The sequence below is a fragment of the Mycobacterium sp. IDUB_36 genome (assembly GCF_055419225.1).
In genome coordinates this window covers 2,679,048-2,697,473 of sequence record NZ_JBVAXH010000001.1, presented here as the reverse complement: position 1 = coordinate 2,697,473, position 18,426 = coordinate 2,679,048, and the positions used below count along the sequence as shown (strand labels likewise).

At 67.4% G+C, this 18,426-nt stretch carries 20 protein-coding genes and 1 pseudogene; 12 read left to right on the top strand and 9 right to left on the bottom strand.

The genetic code is table 11. From position 1 onward, the window contains the following. The first annotated feature begins 13 nt into the window (after positions 1-13). Both ACZYW1_RS13295 and ACZYW1_RS13290 read left to right on the top strand, forming a co-directional pair. Positions 14-823 (top strand): SDR family NAD(P)-dependent oxidoreductase, encoded by an 810-nt coding sequence (locus tag ACZYW1_RS13295; RefSeq protein ID WP_463786419.1) that lies wholly within the window; start codon positions 14-16, stop codon positions 821-823. Between the two features lie 83 nt (positions 824-906). Further along, positions 907-1,866: an iron-containing redox enzyme family protein gene (locus ACZYW1_RS13290; RefSeq protein WP_463786417.1), complete on the top strand. Its 960-nt coding sequence runs from the start codon at positions 907-909 to the stop codon at positions 1,864-1,866. On the opposite strand, the gene ACZYW1_RS13285 is transcribed toward ACZYW1_RS13290, so the two are convergent. The 5 genes from ACZYW1_RS13285 to ACZYW1_RS13265 all read right to left on the bottom strand — a co-directional run bounded on the left by ACZYW1_RS13285 (position 1,846) and on the right by ACZYW1_RS13265 (position 4,951). After that, positions 1,846-2,133 carry a CDGSH iron-sulfur domain-containing protein gene (locus ACZYW1_RS13285; RefSeq protein ID WP_463786415.1) on the bottom strand — a complete coding sequence of 96 codons (288 nt, stop codon included), beginning with the start codon at positions 2,131-2,133 and terminating at the stop codon, positions 1,846-1,848. The genes ACZYW1_RS13290 and ACZYW1_RS13285 overlap by 21 nt on opposite strands. After that, a complete protein-coding gene (locus tag ACZYW1_RS13280) occupies positions 2,088-2,780 on the bottom strand; it encodes a HemK2/MTQ2 family protein methyltransferase (RefSeq protein WP_463786414.1) in 693 nt (230 codons plus the stop codon). Before ACZYW1_RS13280 ends, ACZYW1_RS13285 begins: the two co-directional genes overlap by 46 nt. Positions 2,781-2,878: 98 nt before the next feature. Further along, a complete protein-coding gene (locus ACZYW1_RS13275) occupies positions 2,879-3,436 on the bottom strand; it encodes a type 1 glutamine amidotransferase domain-containing protein (protein ID WP_463786412.1) in 558 nt (185 codons plus the stop codon). Between the two features lie 9 nt (positions 3,437-3,445). Further along, a complete protein-coding gene (locus tag ACZYW1_RS13270; RefSeq protein ID WP_463786411.1) occupies positions 3,446-4,429 on the bottom strand; it encodes an LLM class F420-dependent oxidoreductase in 984 nt (327 codons plus the stop codon). 57 nt (positions 4,430-4,486) lie between these two features. Continuing rightward, the gene (locus tag ACZYW1_RS13265) at positions 4,487-4,951 is read right to left on the bottom strand and encodes a GatB/YqeY domain-containing protein (RefSeq protein ID WP_463786410.1); all 465 of its coding nucleotides are present in this window, start codon (positions 4,949-4,951) and stop codon (positions 4,487-4,489) included. 151 nt (positions 4,952-5,102) lie between these two features. Here ACZYW1_RS13265 and ACZYW1_RS13260 point away from each other — a divergent pair. The 6 genes and pseudogenes from ACZYW1_RS13260 to ACZYW1_RS13235 all read left to right on the top strand — a co-directional run. Then, positions 5,103-5,173 (top strand): annotated as a pseudogene (locus ACZYW1_RS13260) (hypothetical protein); the annotation flags it as partial. A 99-nt stretch (positions 5,174-5,272) separates the two neighbouring features. After that, positions 5,273-6,553, top strand: a complete 1,281-nt coding sequence (locus ACZYW1_RS13255) for a hypothetical protein (protein ID WP_463786408.1) — start codon at positions 5,273-5,275, stop codon at positions 6,551-6,553. A gap of 14 nt (positions 6,554-6,567) precedes the next feature. Further along, a complete protein-coding gene (locus ACZYW1_RS13250; protein ID WP_463786406.1) occupies positions 6,568-7,221 on the top strand; it encodes a DUF4129 domain-containing protein in 654 nt (217 codons plus the stop codon). Then, positions 7,218-8,348 carry a DUF4350 domain-containing protein gene (locus ACZYW1_RS13245; protein ID WP_463787820.1) on the top strand — a complete coding sequence of 377 codons (1,131 nt, stop codon included), beginning with the start codon at positions 7,218-7,220 and terminating at the stop codon, positions 8,346-8,348. The genes ACZYW1_RS13250 and ACZYW1_RS13245 overlap by 4 nt, the downstream gene beginning before the upstream one ends. Further along, positions 8,345-9,304: an AAA family ATPase gene (locus tag ACZYW1_RS13240; RefSeq protein WP_463786402.1), complete on the top strand. Its 960-nt coding sequence runs from the start codon at positions 8,345-8,347 to the stop codon at positions 9,302-9,304. Before ACZYW1_RS13245 ends, ACZYW1_RS13240 begins: the two co-directional genes overlap by 4 nt. Continuing rightward, complete coding sequence (locus tag ACZYW1_RS13235) at positions 9,304-10,626, top strand: DUF58 domain-containing protein (protein ID WP_463786401.1); 1,323 nt, start codon at positions 9,304-9,306, stop codon at positions 10,624-10,626. The genes ACZYW1_RS13240 and ACZYW1_RS13235 overlap by 1 nt, the downstream gene beginning before the upstream one ends. Positions 10,627-10,635: 9 nt before the next feature. Here the strand turns inward: ACZYW1_RS13235 and ACZYW1_RS13230 are convergent, their stop codons facing one another. Further along, the gene (locus ACZYW1_RS13230) at positions 10,636-11,628 is read right to left on the bottom strand and encodes a stage II sporulation protein M (RefSeq protein WP_463786399.1); all 993 of its coding nucleotides are present in this window, start codon (positions 11,626-11,628) and stop codon (positions 10,636-10,638) included. Between the two features lie 35 nt (positions 11,629-11,663). Between ACZYW1_RS13230 and ACZYW1_RS13225 the strand changes: the two genes are divergently transcribed. Continuing rightward, on the top strand, positions 11,664-12,449 hold the full coding sequence (locus ACZYW1_RS13225) for an RDD family protein (RefSeq protein WP_463786397.1): 786 nt from the start codon (positions 11,664-11,666) through the stop codon (positions 12,447-12,449). 5 nt (positions 12,450-12,454) lie between these two features. Here ACZYW1_RS13225 and ACZYW1_RS13220 read toward each other — a convergent pair whose 3' ends face one another. After that, positions 12,455-12,838, bottom strand: coding sequence for a hypothetical protein (locus ACZYW1_RS13220; protein ID WP_463786395.1), 384 nt, complete (start codon positions 12,836-12,838; stop codon positions 12,455-12,457). A 138-nt stretch (positions 12,839-12,976) separates the two neighbouring features. Between ACZYW1_RS13220 and ACZYW1_RS13215 the strand changes: the two genes are divergently transcribed. Further along, positions 12,977-13,720 (top strand): PadR family transcriptional regulator, encoded by a 744-nt coding sequence (locus tag ACZYW1_RS13215; protein WP_463786392.1) that lies wholly within the window; start codon positions 12,977-12,979, stop codon positions 13,718-13,720. Positions 13,721-13,769: 49 nt separating this feature from the next. Here ACZYW1_RS13215 and glpK read toward each other — a convergent pair whose 3' ends face one another. Both glpK and ACZYW1_RS13205 read right to left on the bottom strand, forming a co-directional pair. Then, the gene (glpK, locus tag ACZYW1_RS13210; RefSeq protein ID WP_463786390.1) at positions 13,770-15,293 is read right to left on the bottom strand and encodes a glycerol kinase GlpK; all 1,524 of its coding nucleotides are present in this window, start codon (positions 15,291-15,293) and stop codon (positions 13,770-13,772) included. Positions 15,294-15,340: 47 nt separating this feature from the next. Then, entirely contained in the window at positions 15,341-16,048 is a 708-nt protein-coding gene (locus tag ACZYW1_RS13205) for a hypothetical protein (RefSeq protein ID WP_463786388.1), read from the bottom strand. A 187-nt stretch (positions 16,049-16,235) separates the two neighbouring features. On the opposite strand from ACZYW1_RS13205, the gene ACZYW1_RS13200 reads away from it, so the two are divergent. Further along, positions 16,236-17,711, top strand: coding sequence for a glutamate-cysteine ligase family protein (locus ACZYW1_RS13200; RefSeq protein ID WP_463786386.1), 1,476 nt, complete (start codon positions 16,236-16,238; stop codon positions 17,709-17,711). A gap of 29 nt (positions 17,712-17,740) precedes the next feature. Then, positions 17,741-18,424: a class I SAM-dependent methyltransferase gene (locus tag ACZYW1_RS13195; protein WP_463786384.1), complete on the top strand. Its 684-nt coding sequence runs from the start codon at positions 17,741-17,743 to the stop codon at positions 18,422-18,424. The last annotated feature ends 2 nt before the right edge of the window (positions 18,425-18,426 follow it).

Here is an 18,426-nt window from a genome sequence, read left to right as displayed (position 1 = left end):
GGATGATCACCGGGTGAGAGTCATCATCACCGGCGGCAACAGCGGCGTCGGCGCCGCCACCGCGTCCCGGCTCGCGGCCGACGGGCACCGCGTCGTCATCGCCTGCCGAACGATCCCGAAAGCCGAGCGAGTCGCCGCCGCGATGAGTGGCGATGTGACGGTCGCTCAGCTGGACCTGGCCGATCTGGCCAGCGTCCGAAAGTTCGCCGATTCGGTGGACGGGGTCGACGTGCTGATCAACAACGCTGGAGTGCTGGGCCTGCCACTGACCCGGACCGCCGACGGATTCGAAGCCCACATGGGCACCAACCACCTCGGCCATTTCGCGTTGACCTGTCTGCTCGGCGACCGGATCGAGGACCGGGTCATCTGCGTGGTGAGCTCGTCCTACGCCTTGAGCCGCCTCCGGCTCGACGATCTTCACTGGGACGCTCGGAAATACTCCACCTGGTCGGCCTACGGCGAGTCCAAATTGGCGGTCATGCTGTTCGGCCACGAGCTGGCCCGGCGCGGCGTGCGGACCTACCTGACCGACCCGGGTGCGACGAACACCGACATCACGCGGGACGCCAGCGGCATCGTGCCGTGGATCCGGGACCACACCTTCCGCGGGTTCCCCGCGCACAGTGCCCAGGTCGGAGCGCGGTCGACCCTTCAGGCCGTCACCACCGATCTGCCCAGCGGTACCTACTTGGCGCCGCGCTTCGGCCAATGGGGGAAGCCCAAGGTGACCAAGCCACGGGAGAAGGCCCGCGACTCCGCGACGGCTCGTCGGCTCTGGGAGGTGTCGGTCGAGATGACCGGCTGCGACTGGCCCGTTTGAGGTGGGCCGATGCACGGGTAAACACCCCCGTGTTGTCCACCATTGTCGAACCCAGGCTGCCGGCCGCGCATGGACCGGTGTCCATGGCAGTCCGGCGCAGCCTCACCGAGCCCGCCCCGCGCAACCAGCTGACCCGTATCGACGCGTCGCTCCGCGATTCCGATCCGTACGGTCTGGATCTGCAACTGGCGCTCTACATGTGCTACGAGCTGCATTATCGCGGTTTTGCCGGCGTCGACCCGTCCTGGGAGTGGGATCCCGGTCTGCTGCACTTGCGTTCACAGCTGGAGCAGGCGTTTCTGGCCGAGGTGCGACGCGACGTCGGCGCCATCGAGCCGGATCGCACCGCCGAGGCCGAGATGGAGGATCTGTCGATCGAGTCCTCGGACGGATCAGGCCCCTCATATTGGTTGCGCGACAACGGATCTTGGCAGCAGATGCGTGAGTACTTCGTTCACCGGTCGCTGTATCACCTCAAAGAAGGGGATCCACACGCGTTCGCTATTCCCCGCCTCAGCGGACAGGCCAAGGCGTCGTTCGTAGCAATCGAATTCGACGAATTCGGCGGTGGGAAGGGCGCGAAGCTACACCAACAATTGTTCGCCGACTTGATGGTCGCCGCTGGACTCGACGCGACCTACCTGGCCTATCTCGACGATGTTCCCGCCGAGGCGCTCGCCGCGGTAAATCTGATGTCGCTGTTCGGTTTACACCGAGAGTTCCGCGGCGCCGCGGTCGGTCATTTCGCGTCGACGGAGATCACCTCGTCGCCGGGGTCACGTCGCCTGGTCGATGCGCTGCAGCGGATGGGCGCGCCGTCGGAGTGCGTCGGGTTCTACAGCGAACACGTCGAGGCAGACGCGGTGCACGAGCAGGTGGTACGCCGCGACGTAGTGGGGTCGTTGGTCGAGCACGAGCCCGCCCTGGACCGCGATGTGGTATTCGGCATCCGGGCTCACGCCGCCGTCGAAGACCGACTGGCCGACGTGATCATGGCGTCGTGGACAGCCGGCGAAAGCTCGCTACGACGACCGCTCGACTGAATCTTTTTGTGCCGCAACATCGGTGGTGATGCGGGCACGAGCCGGCCGACATCGCCGGTGACTCGTGTCGCACATCGGATACATCTTGCTGCGTCGGCACGTGCAGATCGCCACCATGAAGCGGTCGGATTCGACCACCTCTCCGCTCGGCATCTCGATCTGCACCGGCCCGGGTATCAGCACCGGGCCGTTAGGCACCACCTGCACCCGAACCGGCTCGGTCACGGCTTGTCCGCGCGGATCACGACCAGTTCTTCGGTCCGGCATCCGCGGGTGATCTGACCGGTGACTTCCAACCATCCGGCGCGTGCTGTCAACACGGGACCGAATGGGATGTGCTGCGACGCAACAACTTCAGCACTCAGTCCGGTCGACCGCAGCGAGTCCAGCGACTTGTCGACGCCGGCCAGGGCCGAATGCACCATCAGCAGCGAGCCACCCGCGTCCAGCATGCCGGCCGCTGATTCACACAGCGGGTCGAGCACCATCCGGCCGTCGACGCCGGCATCCCAGGCGCGGGCCGGCCCGGCGGTGATCGGGATGACGTCGGTGTCACCCGCCGGTGGGGTGGGAACATACGGGGGGTTGGAGACAATCAGATCGAACGGCGCGTAATCCAATGCGCCGGACCAGGATCCTTCGCACACATTGATCTCGACTCCGGCGTACAGCGCATTACCCTGCGAGCAACTGACCGCCCGCGGGCAGATGTCGAACGCGGTCACGCTGCGGGCGCCGAGTTCGGCCGCCGCAATCGCCACGACACCGCTGCCGGTGCACAGATCGAGCACATTGCGGCCCCGCGCCAGACCAGAATGGTCGATGCTGCGAATCAGCAGCTGAGAGTCCTGCTGTGGCGGATACACGCCATCGATGTCAAACGAACTGGGCTTTGCGAAGTAAGCAGTAGTCACGTCGGCCTTTCGAATGCTGATTGCCGTGCTGCTTACGGCTAGACGTGTCTGATGCCCACAATTAACAATCCCGAAACCGCATGGAACGGTCGACGTGCTCAGTTGCGCGCCGCAGCTCGCTCGAGTTGGCCGATGAGACGCGCGCAGAATGCGGGCAGGTCGTCGGGCGAGCGACTGGTCACCAGATTGCCGTCCTCGACCACTTCTTCGTCGACCACCGTGGCACCGGCGTTCCGCAAATCGGTCCGGATGCTGGGATACGAGGTCAGGGTGCGGTTCGCGACGACACCCGCTTCGACCAGGGTCCAGGGCCCGTGGCAGATGGCCGCGACGGGTTTGCCGGAGTTGACGAAGTCGCGCACGAACGCGACAGCCGAATTGTCGATCCGCAGCTTGTCCGGATTGACTGTGCCCCCGGGTAATACCAGCGCGTCGTACTCGTCGACCGAGGCCTCGGAGACCAGCCGGTCGACACGGATCGTCCCAGCCGGCTCGAGATCGTGGTTGCGCGCCTGAATGTCACCGTCTTTGAGCGAGAGCAACACCACCTCCGCGCCCTTCTCGACGAGTTGCGCACGAGGCGTTTCGAATTCGACTTTTTCCACGCCGTCAGCGGCCAGAATCGCAATCTTTCGGCCTTGCAACGGTTTTGACATTGTTAACTCCTATACCGCGGACCGCAGGGCGGCCAGCAGCGGCTCGGCGGCCTCCTTGAGGAACTGCTGCTGGGTGTCGCCACCGACCTGGAGCAGGGCGATGTCGGTGAAACCCGCCTCCCAGTAAGGACGGACGGCCTCGACGATCGCGTCCAGGTCGGGTCCGCACGGAATACTCTCGGCGACATCTTCGGGACGGACGAACTGCGTCGCGCCCGCGAAGCCGGCGGGGGTGGGCAGGTCGGCGTTCACCGTCCAGCCACCACCGAACCAACGGAACTGGTCGTGTGCCCGCGCGATCGCCGCATCCCGGTCGGGGTCCCAGCAGATCGGGATCTGCCCGACAACGCGTCCGCCGTCCGCGACGTCCTTGGCCTGCCGGGCGGCGTGCCACTCGCCGACGAGCTCACCGTCGGGTTCCACCGCGATGAGGTGCTCGGCCAGCAGACCGAACTTCTCGATCCCCTTTTTGCCGCCTACGGCCACACCGATGCCGACGGGCACGTCCGGCAGATCCCACAGCCGCGCGGAGTCGACCTGGTAGTAGTCGCCGCGCCAATCGATCAGGTCGCCGCTGAACAGGCGGCGGATGATCTCGATGGCCTCGCACAGCATGTCCTGGCGCTGCGTTACGCCAGGCCAGCCACGTCCGACCACGTGCTCGTTGAGGTTCTCCCCACTACCCAAACCCAGCGTGAACCGACCGTCGGCCAGAATCTGCACCGTCGCCGCCTGCTGCGCGACCACCGTCGGGTGGTACCGCATGGTCGGACAGGTCACGTAGGTATAGAGGTCGACGCGCTCGGTCATCTGGGCAACCGCGCCCAGCACCGCCCACGCATTGGGGGCGTGACCCTGCGACGTCAGCCACGGCGAGAAGTGGTCGCTGGCGACCTCGAAGTCAAATCCCCGGTGTTCGGCCGAAATCGCGTTTTGGACAAGATCTTTGGGGCCGTTCTGTTCTGTCATGAGGGTGTAGCCGAACCGTGTCATATGGGCTCGGGTACCCGAGACCGGTCAGCGCAAACGATTTCGGCAGCGCGAACCGCGTCAGAGGCGGTCTTTCACCGCTTTGGACAACCGCGCCCCGTCCGCCTTGCCCGCGGCCAGCGCGGTGGCGGCCTTCATCACCTGGCCCATCTGCTTCATGCCCGGCCGTTCACCCAACTCCTCGGCCAACTGCGCGATCGCGGTGTCGGCGACGTCGGCCACCTCCGCATCGGTCAGCGGGGTCGGCAGATACTCGTCGATCACCCGAGCTTCGGCGTGCTCGTTGGCCGCGAGTTCGCCGCGGCCGTTCTGGGTGTAGATCTCGGCGGCCTCGCCGCGCTTGCGGGACTCTTTCGCCAGGACCTTGAGCACCTCGTCGTCGGACAGCTCGCGGGCTTCCTTACCGGACACCTCCTCGGTCTGGATCGCGGCTAACAGCATCCGGAGTGTCGCGGTGCGCAGTTTGTCCTTCGCCTTCATCGCGTCGGTCAGGTCCGCCCGCAGTCGAGACTTGAGTTCGGCCATGCCGCAGACGCTACGCGCCGGGGAGCGGCACGTTGAGAAATGGCCGGGTGCTCGACAGTATGGAGCCATGCGCGCCGACGACGATGCAGAGCGCAGCGATGCAGAGCGCAGCGATGCTGAGGAGTGGCGCTCGTGAGGCAGGCCAACAACGATGCAGAGCGCAGCGATGCTGAGGAGTGGCGCCAGTGATGCACGCCGACGACGATGCAGAGCGCAGCGATGCTCAGGAGTGGCGCTCGTGAGGCAGGCCGACGACGATGCTGAGCGCAGCGATGCTGAGGAGCGGCGCTCAACCGCCGACCACGACGGTGGCTGCACCTGGTGAGCGCGCCGCCACCCGATTACCCGGTCTACCCCTACGGCGGATACCCGCAGGCCGGCTACGGACCTCCCGCCTATCAGCAGCCACCGGCCTATCCGCCACCTGGGTATCCACCGCCGGCCTATCCGCCGCCCGACTACGGCGCGAGTTACCCCCCGATGGCCTGGCCGCCGACGAGTCAGCCGCCGCCCGGTTACACCGCGCCGGGCTACCCGCCGCCCGTCCAGGGCTGGCAGCCCAGCTACCCCGCACAGCCCGGTTACTTCCCGCCGCCCGGCTACCCGCCGCAGCCCGGCTACGGAGGGCCACCGCCGCCGGCGAGCGGACTCTGGACACCGGGCATCATTCCGCTCCGGCCGCTGAGCCTCAGCGACATCTTCAACGGCGCCGCCCTGTACATCCGCGCCAACCCGCGAGCCACCCTGGGCGTGACCGCCGTCGTCGTGGTGATTTCGCAGCTCATCTCGCTGGCGGCATTCGCCGGACCGCTGGCCGCGGCGAGCCGGCTCAGCACGGCGCCCGCCGACCAGCTCACCGCGGGTGACGTCGGAGCCTGGTCGGCATCGACCGGGCTCAGCGCGCTGGTCGGCTGGCTGGGCGGCATCCTGCTGACCGGCATGCTGACGGTCGTGGTGGGGCGCGCCGTGTTCGGCGGCCAGATCGGTGCCGGTGAAGCGTGGGCCCGGATTCGCGGGCGGTTGCCCGCGCTGCTCGGTCTGGTCGGCCTCGAGGCGGCCGGAATGATCCTGCTTGCCGGCGGTGTCGGCGTGATCATCGGAGCCACGGCCGCCGCGGGCAACATGGCGGCGGCGGTGCTGCTCGGCTTTCCCCTGAGCCTGCTGGCGGTGGGCGCAGTGCTGTATCTCTACGTGGCGCTGTCCTTCGCGCCGGTGCTGATCGTGTTGGAACGGCTGCCGGTGTTCGACGCGATCACACGCTCTTTTGCCTTGGTGCGCAACAGCTTCTGGCGCATTCTCGGGATCCGGTTGCTGACCTGGTTGGTGGTGAGCCTGGTCGCCGGCGCCGTTGGCGCCCCGTTCACCTTCATCGGCCACCTGCTGGGCGGCGGTTCTGTGCTGGCCGCCGCGACAGTGGGTGCCATCGGGGCGGCGATCGGCCAGATCATCACCGCCCCCTTCGGCGCCGGCGTCGTCGTGCTGCTCTACACCGATCGCCGGATCCGCGGCGAAGCATTCGATCTCGTGCTGCAGACCGGCGCTGCTCGCGGACCTGCCGCGACCGCTTCGACCGACGCCCTCTGGCTGACCCGGCCGGTATAGGACAGCGCCCCCAGATGCCCGCCATCGAGATCGACCGCGATACCGCGCATGAGGCGGCCCAGCGTGAACTCGACAAACCGATCTATCCCAAAGGATCGGTGTCGCAGCGCATCGACGAATGGATCCACGAGCTGCTATACCGCATCGTCGAGAAAGGCTCGTCGCTGCCCGGCGGTTGGCTCACCATCGTCGTGCTGCTCACCGTCCTGATCGCGTTGATCGTGCTGGCAGTGCGCATCGCACGCCGAACCATCCGCACCCGGGCCGGCGGCGACTACCAGCTGTTCGACGCCGGCCAGCTCAGCGCCGCCCAGCACCGGGCTATTGCGGAACACTCTGCAGCCGAAGGGGATTGGACGTCAGCGATTCGCCATCGACTGCGGGCGGTGGCACGGGGCCTGGAGGAGAACGGGACGCTGGATCCCGCACCGGGGCGTACCGCCAGCGAACTGGCCGTCGACGCCGCCGATCGACTACCAGCACTGGCCGCCGAACTGTCCCGATCGGCGACCGCGTTCAACGACGTCACCTACGGTGAACGGCCCGGCACCCAGGCCGGCTACCAGCTCATCGTCGACCTCGACGACCACCTCCGGTTCCGTTCCCCCAGTGGGCGATTCGACCGTTCAGAACATCGGATCCCCGAGTCGTGGACGCCGGTTCGATGAACAACGCGCCGGCATCGCAGGCAGTACGCCGACGACCGTGGGGATGGATACTGGCCGCCCTGGTCGCGGTCTCCGCCGTGGCCGCGATCAGCACCTACCTGACCGCACCGCGACCGGGCGGGCAGCTGGACCCGGCATCGACCGAACGCGACGGAGCGCATGCGCTGGTCGCCCTGCTCCGCGATCACGGCGTCACGGTCGTCGTCGCCAACTCGGTCGACGAGGCCGCACGCGCGGCACGACCGGGGTCGCTGCTGCTCTTCGGCGAGACCCAACGCGTCAGCGCCGAGCCGCTGCTCGAGCGGCTCGCCAACACCCAAGCGGACCTACTTCTGGTCGAGCCCACCTCACGCACCCGCGCCGCTGTGTCGCCCGGTATCCGCAACGCCAGCGCCGCGACGGCCGACAGTGAGCCGAATTGCGCTCTGCGAGAGGCGAATCAGGCCGGGACCGTCGACTTCGGCCCGTCCAACACCTTCCAGGCCGACGGCCACACCACCGTGACGAGTTGCTACGGCGGCGCACTGGTGCGCTACCTGGACGGCGATCGGACGGTGACGGTGGTCGGCAGCAGCGAGTTCCTCACCAATCGCGGGCTGTTGCGCGCCGGCAACGCCGCGCTGGCGATGAACCTGGCCGGAGCGAAGTCCCGCCTGGTCTGGTTCGCCCCGCAACACATCGAGGGCGGATCGGCGGCCAAGGGCAAGATCTTCGACCTGATCCCGGAATCCGTGACGTGGATGGTCGTGCAGCTGTGGCTGACCGTGGGGCTCGTCGCGCTGTGGAAGGGTCGGCGACTCGGGCCGTTGGTGGCCGAGGACCTGCCGGTCGTGGTCCGCGCGTCGGAGACGGTCGAAGGTCGTGGCCGGCTGTATCGGTCGCGGCGGGCCCGCGACCGGGCCGCGCAGGCGCTGCGCACCGCGACACTGCAGCGCCTGCTGCCGCGCCTCGGGCTCGGCGTCGACGCTCCACCGCCGGCCGTGGTGGCCACGATCGCCTCGCGTGCCAGATCCGACCCGGAGATGCTGTGGCACATCCTGTTCGGGCCGCCACCCACCACCGACGCGGACTTGACACAGCTCACCGAGGCTCTCGACGACATCGAAAGGCAGGTCGCAGATTCATGACTCAACCGGAAGGCCAGTCGGCCCGCCACGCACTGCTGGCGTTGCGCGGCGAAATCGGCAAGGCCGTCGTGGGCCAGGACGCGGTGATCACCGGATTGGTGATCGCGCTGTTGTGCCGGGGGCACGTCCTGCTCGAAGGTGTTCCGGGCGTGGCGAAGACGCTGTTGGTGCGATCGCTGGCCGCTGCACTCCGGTTGGATTTCAAGCGGGTCCAATTCACCCCGGACCTGATGCCGGGTGACATCACCGGTTCGCTGGTCTACGACAACCGCACCGCCGAGTTCGCATTCCGCAACGGCCCGGTGTTCACCAACCTGCTACTGGCCGACGAGATCAACCGGACCCCGCCCAAGACGCAGGCCGCCCTGCTGGAGGCCATGGAGGAACGTCAGGTCAGTGTGGACGGTGAGGCCCGGGCACTGCCCGACCCGTTCATCGTTGCGGCGACGCAGAACCCGATCGAGTACGAGGGCACCTACCAGTTGCCGGAGGCGCAGCTCGACCGGTTTTTGCTGAAGCTGGAGGTGCCGCTCCCGCCGCGCGACGCCGAGATCGCCATCCTCGGCCGGCACGCACACGGCTTCGATCCGCGCGACCTGTCGGCGATCCGACCGGTCGCCGGCCCGGCGGAGCTGGCCGCCGGACGCGATGCGGTGCGACGGGTCCTGGTCGCCGATGAGGTGCTCGGCTACATCGTCGACATCGTCGGCGCCACAAGGCATTCACCCGCTCTGCAGCTCGGGGTCTCTCCGCGCGGTGCCACGGCCTTGCTGGCCACGGCGCGGTCCTGGGCGTGGCTGTCCGGGCGCAACTACGTCACCCCGGACGACGTGAAGGCGATGGCCCGGCCGACGCTGCGGCACCGGGTGATGCTTCGACCTGAAGCAGAACTGGAGGGCGCCAGCACCGACGGTGTGCTGGACGGCATCCTGGCGTCGGTTCCGGTGCCACGCTAGTGGTGCTGACCGGACGGACCGGGCTGGTCGCCCTGCTGTTCGTGCTGCCGATCGTCGTATCCCCCTGGCCAGCAGCAACATTCAGCGTGCTGCTGGGCGTGCTCGCGGTCGCGGTGATCATCGACGCGGGCCTGGCGGCCAGCCCACTTCAGCTGCAGTACACCCGGCTGCCCAACGGCTCGGTCCGGCTCGGCGAGCTGGTCACCCTCGGTCTGCTGGTCCACAACGCCGGCCGCAAGCGGTTTCGTGGTCGACTCCGCGACGCCTGGCCGCCCAGCACCCAGGCCGAGCCGGTCAGCCATGCCGTCGACGTCGAGGCCGGACAGCTGCTGCGGTTGGACACCTGCCTCCGGCCGATCCGTCGCGGCGATCAGCAATCGGCCGCGGTCACGGCGCGGTCGATCGGCCCACTCGGGCTCGCCGGCCGGCAGCGGTCACGCCCGGTGCCCGGCGAGGTTCGGGTGCTGCCGCCGTTCCTGTCTCGCAAGCATCTGCCGTCGCGGCTGGCCAGGTTACGCGAGCTGGACGGGCTGTTGCCGACGTTGACCCGCGGCCAGGGCACCGAATTCGATTCGCTGCGTGAGTATGTGGTCGGTGACGACGTCCGCTCCATCGACTGGCGGGCGACGGCCCGCCGGGCTGACGTGGTGGTCCGCACCTGGCGGCCGGAGCGCGACCGGCGCGTCGTCATCGTGCTGGACACCGGACGCACTGCCGCCGGACGCGTCGGTGTCGACCCGACGGCGGGCGACCCGAGCGGGTGGCCGCGCCTGGACTGGTCGATGGACGCCGCGCTGCTGCTGGCGGCGCTGGCCTCGCGGGCCGGCGACACCGTCGACTTCCTGGCGCACGACCGGGTCACCCGGGCGGCCGTCTTCGGCGCCTCGCGAACCGAACTGCTGGGCCGCGTGGTCGAGGCGATGGCGCCGATCGCCCCGGCACTGATCGAATCCGACGCCACAGCAATGGTTTCCGCGATCATCCGACGTACCCGGCGCCGTGCGCTGGTGGTGCTGATGACCGACCTGAACGCGAGCGCCCTCGACGAGGGGTTGCTGCCGGTGCTGCCCCTGCTGTCGAGCAAGCACCAAGTGATCGTGGCGGCGGTGGCCGACCCGCGGGTCAACCAGTTGGCCGCCGGCAGGTCCGATCCGGCCGCGGTCTACGACGCTGCGTCCGCGGAACGCTCACGCGGCGAGCGGTCCGCGATCGCGTCGCGGTTGCGTCAGAGCGGAGTGGAGGTCGTGGACGCGGCGCCGACCGACCTGGCGCCCGCACTGGCCGACCGCTACCTGGCGATGAAAGCCGCCGGTCGGCTGTAGCGAGCCGGTCTAGCGGGTCGGCACGATGTCCGGCGCGTTGGCGATGTCGCCGGCGTCGCCCACCCGCACCGCGCGCCGGCCGAAATACCCCACGTATGCCAGAAAGCCCGCCTCGGCGAGTACCCCGATCCCGATGCGCACGAAGGTCGGCAGCGACGACGGCGTGACGAACGCCTCGATCACGCCTGAAACCAACAGCACCACAACCAATCCCACGGCCACCGAGATCACTGCCCGGCCCTGCTCGGCCAGCACCTGCCCACGCGGACGATCACCGGGTGAGATCACCGACCAACCCAGCCGCATACCTGCGGCACCGGCCAGGAACACGGCGGTCAGCTCCAGCAGGCTGTGCGGCAGCAGCAAGCCGAACAGCACATCGGCCTTGCCGGCCTGCAGCATCAGCCCCGCCACCACACCGAGATTGGCGGCGTTGGCGAAGAGCACGAACGGGATCGGAACACCGAGCAGAACGGAGAACGCGACGCACTTGGCCGCCACCCAGGAGTTGTTCACCCAGACGTGCAGCCCGAATGCGGCCGCCGCGTGCTCGCTGTAGTACGAGGCGAAGTCGTGATTGACCAATTCGTCGATCTCGCTTGGTGTTCCGATCGTCGACTGCACCTCCGGGCTTCCGATCACCCACAGCGCGATCACGGCCGACACCGCGAAGAACACCACGGCCGACCCCAGCCACCACCGCCACGCCCGGTAGGCCACCACGGGGAACGACACCGTCCAGAACCGGGCGAATTCGCTGGACAGCGGAGCGTGCGCGCCGGTGACCGCGGCCCGGGCCCGAGCGACCAGGCTCGATAACCTGCCGACGAGCGCGGAATCCGACGAACCGGAACGCAGCATGGACAAGTGCGTCGACACCCGTTGATACAGCTCGACGAGTTCGTCGATCTCCGCCCCGCTGAGTCGGTTGCGGCCGCGGACCAACCGCTCGAGGCGGTCCCAGCTGTCGCGATGCGCGATCACGAACGCGTCGACGTCCACTCGACCGAGGGTAGTGGCCGGGTAAGGTGCGCAGTATGTCGGAGGTGGTGACCGGGGACGCCGTGGTGCTCGACGTGCGGGTCGCTCAGTTGCCGGTACGCGCTGTCAGCGCCCTGATCGACATCACCGTGGTCGTCATCGGCTACCTGATATCGCTGCTGCTGTGGGCAGGCACCCTCGGCCGTTTCGACGATGCGGTGGTCGGGGCGATCATCATCATCTTCACCGTGCTGGTGTTCGTCGGCTATCCGCTGGTTCTGGAGACCGCGACCCGCGGCCGAACCCTCGGCAAGATGGTGATGGGTCTGCGGGTGGTTTCCGACGACGGTGGCCCCGAGCGTTTTCGCCAAGCGTTGTTTCGCGCGTTGGCGTCGATCATCGAGATCTGGATGCTGTTAGGCAGCCCGGCGGTCATCTGCAGCATGCTCTCGCCCACAGCGAAGCGAATCGGTGACGTCTTCGCCGGCACGATCGTGATCAGCGAGCGCGGCCCGAAGCTGGGACCCCCACCCGTCATGCCGCCGCAGCTGGCGTGGTGGGCCGCGTCGTTGCAGCTGTCGGGCCTGCGGGCCGAACAGGCCGACGTGGCGCGCCAATTCCTCTCGCGGGCAATGCAACTCGATCCGCAGCTACGCGATCAGATGGCGTACCAGATCGCGGGCGACGTATTCAGCCGGGTCGCTCCCCCGCCGCCGCCGGGGACGCCGCCGCAATTGGCGCTGGCCGCGGTGCTCGCCGAGCGCCATCGCCGTGAACTGGGGCGTCTACGGCCGCACCCGGGGCCGCCGTCGTTCCAGCCCGGGTACGCCCCGCGGTTCTGACGCGGTTACTGCGCGACGGTGATGGCCAGAATCGCCATGTCGGCGATCAGCAACGCCAGCGCGGTTACCGGGATCACGAAGCCCCAGCGGCGCCGAGCGGTGAAGATCGAGAGCAGGATCGTCACCACCGCTACCGCGGGCGCGCCGTAGTACAGCACGTCGAAGCTGATCCCGCGGGGACCGAGATTCGGGCAGGACTTGTCGCTGCAGGCGGCGGTACTCATCACCGCACCCAGGGCAACCGCCATGGTGACGCCCGCCGCGAGGGCGGTGAGCAGCGCAAGCGCCCAGTTCAGCCACAGCCGCCGACGGCTACCGCGGTCGGGGCCGGTCGCCCGCGCCTCGGGGTCAACGCCCGGGTGATCTTGTACGTCAACGTCCTTGCTCATGTGTTGGGTGCTACCCCGACGACCCCTCCGGCAAACGAGCCGCCAGAAACAAGATGTTGCGTAACGATATTTCCCGATATATCGTCACTGTATCGGTTGCGCATTCGGGCGCGACCTTTCCAGAAACGAGATCACTCAATGAACAACCCATTTTTCGATACAGACGACCCTCAACTGGGCGGACCCTTCGCTGGTGGACCGCACGGCTTCGGCTTCGCACCGCAGGACCGCCGTGCGGTTCATCTGCAGCGCAGGCAGGCCCGCCGCGAATTCCGCGACTTGGTACGGGGCCACGACGCCGGCCACGACGGCCCGTTCGGGCCGGGTTTCGGCCGGGGCTTCGGGCGCGGATTCGGCCCGGGCGGATTCGGTCCCGGCTTCGGCTTCGGGCCCGGCTTCGGCCCCGGCCCGCGTGGCGGGCGCCGCGGCGGTCACAATCGGCGCGGTCGGCGCGGTGACGTGCGAGCCGCCATCCTGGTACTGCTCGCCGAGCGGTCGATGCACGGCTACGAGATCATCCAAGAGGTTGCCGAGCGCAGCCAGGATCTGTGGAAGCCCAGCCCCGGCTCGGTGTACCCGACCCTGCAACTGCTGGTCGACGAAGGCCTGATCGTCAGCAGGGAATCCGAAGGCAGCAAGAAGCTCTTCGAATTGACCGACGCCGGCCGCGAGGCCGCCGAGAAGGTCGCCACGCCACCGTGGGAGGAGATCGCCGACGGCGTCGACCCGGCCCACCTCAACCTGCGGTCCGCAGTCGGCCAGCTGTTCGGCGCCGTGGCGCAATCCGCGCACGCCGCCAACGAAGAGCAGCAGCAGCGAATTCTCGACATCGTGAACAACGCTCGTCGCGAGATCTACACGATTCTCGGCGAAGACGACTGACCAACTGAGTGAGTGGTGGGGGCCGGCGTCGCCGGTCCCCACCTTCGCGTCAGGTGACTTCGACCCAATCCAGAGTGCGCTGCACGGCTTTTCGCCAGCCGGCGTAACCCGCGGTGCGCTCCCGCTCGCTCCACACCGGCGCCCACCGCTTACCTTCGCGCCAGTTGGCCCGAAGGTCATCCGGGCCCGACCAGAAACCGACCGCCAAGCCGGCCGCGTAGGCGGCGCCCAATGCCGTCGTCTCGGTCATCGCCGGGCGAACCACTTCGACGCCGAGCACGTCGGCCTGAATCTGCATGCACAGGTCGTTGGCGGTGATCCCGCCGTCGACCTTCAGAACACCCAGGCGCACACCGGAATCGGCTTGCATCGCGTCGACCACGTCGCGGCTCTGGTAGCAGATCGACTCCAGGGTCGCGCGGGCCAGGTGCGCGTTGGTGTTGAAGCGCGACAACCCCACGATTGCGCCGCGGGCATCGGAGCGCCAATAGGGTGCGAACAAACCCGAAAAGGCCGGCACGAAATACATTCCGCCGTTGTCGTCGACTTGTCGGGCCAGCGACTCGCTCTGCGACGCCCCGCTGATGATGCCGAGCTGATCTCGCAGCCATTGCACAGCCGATCCGGTGACCGCGATCGAACCTTCAAGAGCGTAAACAGGTTTGGCGTCACCGAACTGGTAGCACACCGTGGTCACCAGGCCGTTGGCCGACCGGACGATTTTCTCGCCGGTGTTCTGCAACAGGAAATTGCCGGTGCCATAGGTGTTTTTGGCATCCCCGGGTTCCAGGCAGACCTGCCCGACCATGGCGGCGTGCTGGTCTCCGAGGATTCCGGCGATCGGCACCTCGCCGCCCAGCGGGCCGTTGTCGGATGTGACGCCGTAGGGCTCGAGCGGTGAGGACGCCGCGATCCGCGGAAGCATCGAGCGCGGAATGTCGAAGAACGAGAGCAGTTCGTCATCCCAGTCCAACGTCTCGAGGTTCATCAACATGGTCCGGCTGGCGTTGGTGACGTCGGTGACGTGCACGCCGCCCCGCGATCCGCCGGTGAGGTTCCACAGCAACCAGGTGTCGGTGGTTCCGAAGATCGCGTCGCCGGCGTCGGCCGCCGCGCGAACGCCGTCGACGTTGTCCAGGATCCACTGCAACTTGCCACCGGAGAAATAGGTGGCCGGCGGCAGACCCGCCTTGTGCCGGATGATGTCACCGCGGCCGTCGCGGTCCAGCGCCGACGCGATGCGGTCGGTGCGGGTGTCCTGCCAGACGATCGCGTTGTGGTACGGCCGGCCGGTCCGGCGGTTCCACACCAGAGTGGTCTCGCGCTGATTTGTGATACCAAGCGCAACAAGGTCTTTAGCCGACAAGTTGGTCGCGTTGAGCGCCGACATCAGCACCGACGAGGTGCGCTCCCAGATCTCGATCGGGTTGTGCTCGACCCACCCCGCGCGCGGCAGGACCTGCTCGTGCTCGAGTTGGTGCCGGCCCACCTCGTCGCCATCGTGACCGAAGATGATGCATCGAGTACTGGTGGTGCCCTGGTCGATCGAGGCGACGAACTCGGCCAACTGCATTCCTCCCGCGCGTCAGTCCATCATGGACTACGCGCGTCACGGTCGGTCTACAGGCCGCTGATGAAGCTCAGGCCGACGTCGGGGGCGAGGAAATCGGTGTAGTCGATCGAGAAGATCGGCGTGATCGCCCCAGCTACGTCTTCGAAGCCGGCCTGGAAGAGCAACGGGACCGTCAGTAAGAACTCCGCGGAGTCCGATCCCGGAGCGCCAGAGGCGAAGTCGAGGTCGAATGGCAGTCCATTGAACGATCCGGTGACAAAATTGTCGATGGCATAGGTGGCGGAATTGATGCTGAACGTGTCTTCGAATCCGCCCAGATCGAACGGCCCCAGCGAAATCACCCCCAGGGCCGGGTCGGGCGTCCCGCCGAGGGCGATCAGGCCGGCGTCGGGGCTGAGGAAGTCGGCGGGGTCGAGCACCGACGCAATCGGCGTGATCGTCCCGCCGTCGTCGGTGAAACCGCCCTGGAACAGCAAGGGGATGGTCAGCAGCACGCCACTGTTGCCCGATCCGGTGGGGTCGAAGTAGACGTCGAGGTCGTACGGATAGCCGTCGTAGGACCCGACCAGATAGTTGTCGAAACCTCCGCTGGCGGTGTTGTAGGCAAGGGTCTCGGTATACCCGCCGATGTCGATGGGTCCGATCGACGCCACATCGTCGGCGTGGGCGACCGTGCCGGTCAGCATGGCGAGTGCCGGCGACGCGATCAACGTTCCCACGGCAGCAGCGGCAATGCGGCGATAGCTGCGGGCCATGGCGCCCCCCGATCTATTCCTGTGAATAACGTAAGCGTGAGCTGAGATTGTTGCAAGCGTCCTACGTAAGCGTCAATAGCGTGCGACGTGAATTAACGCGGAAGGCACATCGTGGCAATTGGCGGTCACAACAGTTCATTTGGCCGATCTGTTGCGAGGCCCGAGGTAAAGCGGTTGCATCGGCACCGTGGGCGAAGACGTCAAGCGGACTACCTTTACGCCCGTCGACCGGCAGGAGTACCGGCGCAAGGTACAACAGTGCCTCGACGTGTTCGCGCGGATGCTCGCGCAGTCCAGCTTCGACGTCGACCACCCGCTCACCGGAATGGAGATCGAGTGCAACCTCGTCGACGACGCCTACCAGCCGGCGATGAGCAACTCCGAGGTGCTGGCGGCCATTGCCGACCCCGCCTACCAGACCGAATTAGGTGCCTACAACATCGAATTCAACGTTCCACCCCGGCCGCTGGCCGGCCACGCCGCTGTCCAGCTCGAGGATGAAGTCCGGGCCAGCCTGAACGCCGCCGAAAACCAGGCCAGTGCCGGCGGCGCCCACATCGTGATGATCGGCATCCTGCCCACCCTGATGCCGGAACATCTCGCCAGCGGATGGATGAGTGCATCGTCGCGCTACAAGGCACTCAACGACTCGATCTTCAACGCTCGCGGTGAGGACCTCGAGATCGACATCGACGGGCCGGAGCCACTGAGTCTTCAGTCTGCCTCGATTGCACCCGAATCTGCCTGCACCAGCATGCAATTGCACGTGCAGGTGTCGCCCGACGATTTCGCCGCGAATTGGAACGCTGCGCAGGTGCTGGCCGGCCCACAGTTGGCGCTGGGAGCCAATTCGCCCTATTTCTTCGGCCACCAACTCTGGTCGGAGACGCGCATCGAACTTTTCGCGCAGTCCACCGACACCCGGCCCGACGAGCTGAAAACTCAAGGGGTGCGGCCGCGAGTGTGGTTCGGCGAGCGCTGGATAACGTCGATCTTCGATCTGTTCGAAGAGAACGTCCGATACTTTCCGTCGTTGCTGCCGGAGGTCTCCGACGAAGATCCGGTGGCCGAACTCGAGGCCGGTCGCACCCCGCACCTGGCGGAGTTGCGGCTGCACAACGGCACCGTCTACCGATGGAACCGGCCGGTGTACGACGTGGTCGAGGGCCGTCCGCACCTCCGGGTGGAGAACCGCGTACTGCCCGCCGGCCCGACGGTGATCGATATGCTGGCCAACGCCGCCTTCTACTACGGCATGCTGCGGGCGCTGTCGGAGGAGGATCGGCAGGTCTGGACCAGGCTGGATTTCGCTGCGGCGCAACGCAATTTCACCGAGGCCGCCCGAAACGGAATGCGAGCCCAGCTCTACTGGCCGGGATTGGAGACGGTCGGCATCGAGGAGTTGGTGCGTAGCGAGCTGCTGCCGATGGCCTACGACGGGCTGGACAGCTGGGGTGTCGCGCCCGACATCCGGGACCGGCTGCTCGGGGTGATCGAGGGCCGCGCCCGCGTCGGCCGCAACGGCGCGAGCTGGCAGGTGGCCGCTGTCCGGGCACTGGAGGAACGCGGACTCGACCGACCCGCGGCGCTGGCCGAAATGCTGAAGCTGTACTGCCGGAACATGCACACCAACGAGCCGGTCCATGGCTGGGCCGATCTGTAGGCGGTAGGGCCCGGAGTACGTTGGAGGACATGGCAAATGAAGTGATGGACTGGGACAGCGCATACCGCCAGGACCGAGACGAGGGCTTCGAGGGACCGCCGCCGTGGAACATCGGCGAGCCACAGCCGGAGCTGGCCGCGTTGGCCGCAGCCGGAGAGTTCCGCAGCGACGTACTCGACGCCGGTTGCGGGTACGCCGAGTTGTCGCTGAGTCTGGCCGCCGACGGTTACACCGTCCACGGTGTCGATCTCACTCCCACCGCGGTCGCCGCTGCCACCCGTGCCGCACAGGAGCGCGGGCTGAGCACCGCGACCTTCGAGCAGGCCGACATCACGGCATTCAGCGGACACGACGGCCGGTTCAACACCGTCGTCGACAGCACGCTGTTCCACTCGCTGCCGGTCGAGGGCCGCGATTACTACCTGTCGGCGGTGTACCGGGCGGCCGCCGACGGCGCCGGGTACTTCGTGCTGGTATTCGCCAAGGGCGCATTCCCAGCCGAATGGGAGCAGAAGCCGAACGAGGTCGACGAGGACGAGCTACGGGCCGCGGTCGAAAAGCACTGGCAGATCGACGCTATCCGGCCGGCCTTGATCCACGCGAACATCCCGCCGGCTCCGGCGGATTCGGACGTGCCGATGATCGAGCACCCCCGCGACCAGAAGGGCCGGATGGAGCTGCCCGCCTACCTGCTCAGCGCGCACAAGCGCTGAGC

Excerpts from the sequence above, each read along its gene's own strand:
- ACZYW1_RS13290 (WP_463786417.1), top strand. The coding sequence starts at position 907 with ATGGCAGTCCGGCGCAGCCTCACCGAGCCCGCCCCGCGCAACCAGCTG.
- ACZYW1_RS13285 (WP_463786415.1), bottom strand. The coding sequence starts at position 2,133 with ATGCCGGACCGAAGAACTGGTCGTGATCCGCGCGGACAAGCCGTGACC.
- ACZYW1_RS13275 (WP_463786412.1), bottom strand. The coding sequence starts at position 3,436 with ATGTCAAAACCGTTGCAAGGCCGAAAGATTGCGATTCTGGCCGCTGAC.
- ACZYW1_RS13270 (WP_463786411.1), bottom strand. The coding sequence starts at position 4,429 with ATGACACGGTTCGGCTACACCCTCATGACAGAACAGAACGGCCCCAAA.
- ACZYW1_RS13265 (WP_463786410.1), bottom strand. The coding sequence starts at position 4,951 with ATGGCCGAACTCAAGTCTCGACTGCGGGCGGACCTGACCGACGCGATG.
- ACZYW1_RS13250 (WP_463786406.1), top strand. The coding sequence starts at position 6,568 with ATGCCCGCCATCGAGATCGACCGCGATACCGCGCATGAGGCGGCCCAG.
- ACZYW1_RS13245 (WP_463787820.1), top strand. The coding sequence starts at position 7,218 with ATGAACAACGCGCCGGCATCGCAGGCAGTACGCCGACGACCGTGGGGA.
- ACZYW1_RS13240 (WP_463786402.1), top strand. The coding sequence starts at position 8,345 with ATGACTCAACCGGAAGGCCAGTCGGCCCGCCACGCACTGCTGGCGTTG.
- ACZYW1_RS13225 (WP_463786397.1), top strand. The coding sequence starts at position 11,664 with ATGTCGGAGGTGGTGACCGGGGACGCCGTGGTGCTCGACGTGCGGGTC.
- ACZYW1_RS13220 (WP_463786395.1), bottom strand. The coding sequence starts at position 12,838 with ATGAGCAAGGACGTTGACGTACAAGATCACCCGGGCGTTGACCCCGAG.
- ACZYW1_RS13215 (WP_463786392.1), top strand. The coding sequence starts at position 12,977 with ATGAACAACCCATTTTTCGATACAGACGACCCTCAACTGGGCGGACCC.
- glpK (WP_463786390.1), bottom strand. The coding sequence starts at position 15,293 with ATGCAGTTGGCCGAGTTCGTCGCCTCGATCGACCAGGGCACCACCAGT.
- ACZYW1_RS13205 (WP_463786388.1), bottom strand. The coding sequence starts at position 16,048 with ATGGCCCGCAGCTATCGCCGCATTGCCGCTGCTGCCGTGGGAACGTTG.
- ACZYW1_RS13195 (WP_463786384.1), top strand. The coding sequence starts at position 17,741 with ATGGCAAATGAAGTGATGGACTGGGACAGCGCATACCGCCAGGACCGA.